Below are 4,802 nucleotides of genomic sequence, written 5' to 3' on the forward strand. Positions count from 1 at the left end.
GGGTCCCTTTTAGACGCCGATCACCCCGCTAACGGGGTCCCTTTTGCACGCCGATCCACACATATCGGGGCTGCGCCTGCGTTTGGTCGGGTCAATTCCCTCATCAACCTGCCGCAAAATATCCTGTGCCTTTTCACGGGCGGTAGCCAATGTAATCCGGGGAAAGACGCCTAGCTTCATCCGCTTCTGATCCAGCCCGTAGCGGAACTTGACCGAGAAAACTTTCTGCCCTTGCGCCGAAACCCGAACGCTCATCCCCGGGCAGTGAAGATCATGAACCTCGTAACGCTTCGTCTGAGGTTTCAGTGCTTCAAGTGTCTTGTTTGTTAGGGCCTTCTGCATGTGTCATCCTTCTGAATGACACCTCAATAATCATGGAAATCGACCAATCTCAAAGAAATTCCTATCGTCCGAAGGATCTGCATCGGGAAAGTTCAGCGCGATGCAGTTTGATCATGCTTCAGATGACCGGGGGGTGCTTTGGACCAAGGCCCCGCACCAACAGTCGGACCAGAGGGCGCAACACTGATTTTGGATTTTTCGGAATCACGCGATTGCGTGTTCGTGCGGCTGTGATTGATAGACCGGTCTTCTATCGATCATCTCCGAGTTCCGTACCGATCCGAAGCAGATCGACATAGGCGGCATAGGCAAAGCTGCGATCCCGACGCCTGCCGGTCGTCTCGGTCAAAACCGCTACGGACACGAGCGCTTCGATCGCCCGGATCGCAGTTGGCTTACTGATCCCCAGCAACGTCATGGCCGATGCGACCGTGACGATCGGATGGTTAGGCAGCTCCTCAAACAGCCTAGCCGCAGATACCGAAGCGGCATCACTCGCCAACAGCCGCGCACGATCTTGGCTTACAATCGCAAATATGTCCCGCGCCGATGCTACTGCCTCGTCAGCGATCGTCGCCACCCCGTCGAGGAAGAAGTCAGTCCAGCCTTCCCAATCGCCTTGCGTCCGAACGGCATCCAGCCGCCGGTAATATTCGGCACGATGACGTTTGAAGAACAAGCTGAGATAAAGCGATGGCGCGCGGAGCAGGTCCCAATGCTGAAGCAGCAACGAAATCAGCAGCCTGCCTATGCGCCCGTTGCCGTCGAGATAGGGATGGATCGTTTCAAACTGGACATGGACAAGCCCGGCGCGAATGAGCGGCGCCAAGTCATCATCCGCATGAATGTACTTTTCGAGCGCACTGAGCAATTCCGGCAGGCGTGTGGGCGGTGGCGGCACGAACACGGCGTTGCCCGGCCTGCTGCCCCCAATCCAGTTTTGGCTACGTCGGATTTCGCCGGGCTGCTTGGTTGCGCCCCGCACGCCGTCCATCAACCGCCGGTGCGCGCCGTTCAAGAGGCGCATGGAAATCGGAATGCCCGTTGGATTCGCCAGCTCTTGTTGGACATTGTTCAGGGCGTCGAGATAATTGCAGACCTCTTCGACGTCGGCATCTGGCGCATTCACGTCATCCGCCTCAAAGCTCAGTAGATCGAGCAACGTCGCCTGCGTGCCCTCGATCTGTAACGAAATCACGGCTTCCTTGCGTACAAATCCGTAGAGGAACCAGTCAAGTGACGGCACCATCTCGGTTGCCAGATCAAGCCGGACTAAAGCTTGCTCCGCAGCACGCAGACGCCTGCCGAGTGCTTCAGACATGTTAAAAACTGGATCGCGCGGCGGCAAGGAGTAAGGCAGGAAAGCCGGGACATCCTCCCCGCCCGCTATCACGTTCTCATATTCGCCCGTCGTTCGCTTGGTCATGACATCCTGCAATTCGGCGTTGAGATAGGAACGACGTTGTTCCTTTCACCGGTCACTAATAACGATATCGTGACTTGTTTAGATCAAAAGTCAACCATCCGTTATTAACGCCGCCTAAATTGTGGTACCGACGAAGTGAGATTTTTCCTGACGCACGCTGCCGCGATCGATATCACGCCGCTATTAGGCCAGCAGATAGATCACGCCGCCTTTATCCTTCATCGCTCTGATACCCAGAAAATCGACGATCTCCCATGTGGGTATCAAGGGGGTCCCGGACGCCCGAACTTGCCTGACAGAGCGTGAAGTAACATGCTTCAAAATCAGCGGGTCTAAGATACGACCTTGTGTTCCCCAAGACGCAAAATGACGCAGAAAAGTTAGATATAATAATAGCTTAATCCTCGCTCTTAATCAGCGGGTCCTTGGCTCGATCCCAAGTGCGTCCACCATATTTTCAACAGGTTTGTTTACCCCTGCTGGGGCCACCTTCTTAGAGGGGCGGCAATTAAGACGGCGCGGCGAAGCCGAGGCGATTGGGATCGTTTGGGATCGTTCGCTCCCATTATGCGTGCCAATGTGGCACGGCAGGCCGTCAAGTCGTCGCCTTGCTTAGCAAGCTGATCCTCCACAAACTTGATCCCGCCCTCGCAGTACGGGCCGCCGAACTTGGTGGACAGGGCAATGGACTTCGCCTTGGCGGTGACGTCCTCATACAAAAGCTCGATTATGGTTGGCGGGACGCCTACCCCGCCCGTCCTGAGCACGGTCAGCCGCGTCCAACCGTTGCACTTCAAACGTGAATCCACATTCCCGCTTTCGCGGGAATGACGAGGGGAATGACGGGGGTGTGGGTCGCCGTCGTTTGGCCTTCCCCGACACCCGTGCCTATTGCGTGGCTTTTTCGTCGGGGGCGAAGAAGTGGTCGATGACGTCGCGTGTTAGTCGCGCGGGGCGCAGGCTGCTGGCGTCGATGCAGCACCAACTGGATTTGACTTCGGCCAGCACTTCTTCACCGCGGCGGATGATGGTTTCGTAGAAGGCGCGCGCGCCCTGCACCTTTTCCAGCAACACGGTGGCGATCACGTCGTCGTCGAGGAAGGTGGGTTTGCGATAGGTGATTTCATGCTTGAGCGCGACCCATAGATGCCCGGCGACGGCTTCCGACGGGGCCAGGGCGCGCCAATGGTCCAGCACCGCTTCCTGCACCCATTTGAGGTAGCTGGCATTGTTGACATGACCCATGAAGTCGATGTCGGCGGCATCGATGCCGATGGGATATTGATGGGGAATCGCGTTACTCACATTAATGTCAATATCATCCTTGCGCCCGTCGCGCTAGGGGGATGCAACTTTGAACGGCAATGCTGCGCGGCGCTGAGAAATTGTCCCCCTGCTTCACCGGCTTATGCTGCATTGCAGCAAATGGCGTTGACTTGGGCGGGCTAATCTTCATCCTGACGGGACCGAAATGATGGAGGGAATCATCATGGCGATCACGAGCGACACGGCGGCCCAGGTGGCTGCGCAATTGACTCAGGCGTGGGCGATCCGGTCCGGGGTGAAGAAGCCCGATCCGACCAAGCCGATCGAAGATCAGGTCATTACCATCTACAAGCGGTTTCTGGACATAGTGCAGAAGGGCTGAACGATAGTGTCGTAAAATGGTGAAAGGGGCCGGTCTTGTGAACCGGCCCCCTCCCCTACTCAGCGAACTTTAGAAGCGCCAGCCGACGCTGGCGACGACCTGATGCCGGTCGGTGTCGATGCCGAAATCTTCGGTGGTCGCGCCATTGGCGAACTCGATATTGGCATCGCTATATTTGGAATAGCGATATTCCACCTTGGCAAAGGTGTTGGTGTTGATCGCGCGTTCCACGCCGCCACCGATGCGCCAGCCGTCCAGCTTGAACGCGGTATCGGTGGTTTGGTCGGTGTTGCCGGCCAGTACGTTGAGCTTGCTGTTGGTATAGCCGCCCTTGACGTAGACGAGCGTCGAGGGGTTGGCGAGGATACCGGCGCGCGCGCCGACATAGAGGTCACGACCCTGGCTGACGCGGCCGAAACCGAACTGGTCGGTGGGATCGCGACGATCGGACTTGGCGGTGGAGTCGGTCCATTCGCCTTCGACGCCGACCACGGCGCTGCCGAGGTTCACGTCGTAACCGGCGCCGATGCCGTAGAGCAGACCGTCGATCGACTGGTCATCGCGGTCGTTATTATTGTCGACATCGCTGCCGGCGCCGACATGGTCATAGCCCAGGATCGCTTCGACGCGGGGACCGGTGAAGGTCGGGCCGACATCCTGTGCCATGGCGGGGGCGGCGACTGCGGCGCTGCCGAGAAGGGTTGCGACCATCAACTTACGCATATTCTAAACTCCATTGTCATCCCCCTGCAGGGGAGAGACGCTGAAAGCCGCGCAGAGCCGTAAGTTTCATGAACCTAAGATAAACAAGGACTTATGTTGCAGATATGACACAAATACTGTCGTTTCATCGCAGATTTGACGGTGCAAAGCGACGAATGGAAGGGAACCGCCTCAGCACTCCACGACGTTGACGGCCAAGCCGCCAAGCGAGGTTTCCTTGTAGCGGCTGGCCATATCCTCGCCGGTCTGGCGCATCGTTTCGATGACGGCGTCGAGGCTGACGATATGATGGCCATCGCCTTGGAGAGCCAGATAGGCGGCGTTGATCGCCTTGACCGCGCCCATGGTGTTGCGTTCGATGCAGGGGATCTGGACCAGGCCGCCGATGGGATCACAGGTGAGGCCGAGATTATGTTCCATGCCGATTTCGGCGGCATTTTCGACCTGGCCGTTGGTGCCGCCCAGCACGGCGGCAAGGCCTGCGGCGGCCATGGAGCAGGCGACGCCGACTTCGCCCTGGCACCCCATTTCGGCGGCGGAGATGGAGGCGCGCTTCTTGTAGAGGAAGCCGATGGCGGCGGCGGTGAGCAGGAAGCGGCGCTCGCCATCGCGATCCGCGCCGGGGACGAAGCGGCGATAATAATGCAGCACGGCGGGGATGAC

Annotated in this window: 6 protein-coding genes; 1 reads left to right on the forward strand and 5 read right to left on the reverse strand. The window is 58.1% G+C overall.

From position 1 onward, the window contains the following. Positions 1 to 9: 9 nt before the first annotated feature. The 3 genes from IL54_RS22030 to IL54_RS22045 form a co-directional block, all read right to left on the reverse strand. A complete protein-coding gene (locus IL54_RS22030; RefSeq protein ID WP_037480915.1) occupies positions 10 to 342 on the reverse strand; it encodes an Arm DNA-binding domain-containing protein in 333 nt (110 codons plus the stop codon). A 250-nt stretch (positions 343 to 592) separates the two neighbouring features. Further along, positions 593 to 1,768, reverse strand: a complete 1,176-nt coding sequence (locus IL54_RS22035; protein WP_037480919.1) for a Fic family protein — start codon at positions 1,766 to 1,768, stop codon at positions 593 to 595. 888 nt (positions 1,769 to 2,656) lie between these two features. Beyond that, the gene (locus IL54_RS22045; protein ID WP_037480927.1) at positions 2,657 to 3,073 is read right to left on the reverse strand and encodes an acyl-CoA thioesterase; all 417 of its coding nucleotides are present in this window, start codon (positions 3,071 to 3,073) and stop codon (positions 2,657 to 2,659) included. A 184-nt stretch (positions 3,074 to 3,257) separates the two neighbouring features. Here IL54_RS22045 and IL54_RS24500 point away from each other — a divergent pair, with 184 nt between their 5' ends. Then, a complete protein-coding gene (locus tag IL54_RS24500) occupies positions 3,258 to 3,416 on the forward strand; it encodes a hypothetical protein (RefSeq protein ID WP_156106348.1) in 159 nt (52 codons plus the stop codon). A gap of 69 nt (positions 3,417 to 3,485) precedes the next feature. Here the strand turns inward: IL54_RS24500 and IL54_RS22050 are convergent, their stop codons facing one another. Further along, positions 3,486 to 4,139, reverse strand: coding sequence for an outer membrane protein (locus tag IL54_RS22050; RefSeq protein ID WP_037480931.1), 654 nt, complete (start codon positions 4,137 to 4,139; stop codon positions 3,486 to 3,488). A 171-nt stretch (positions 4,140 to 4,310) separates the two neighbouring features. Continuing rightward, positions 4,311 to 4,802, reverse strand: a 492-nt coding sequence (locus IL54_RS22055; RefSeq protein WP_037480934.1) for an L-serine ammonia-lyase, iron-sulfur-dependent, subunit alpha, incomplete at its 5' end; no start/stop codon positions are given.

Origin of the sequence: Sphingobium sp. ba1, assembly GCF_000743655.1 — a bacterium.
Classification (GTDB): domain Bacteria; phylum Pseudomonadota; class Alphaproteobacteria; order Sphingomonadales; family Sphingomonadaceae; genus Sphingobium.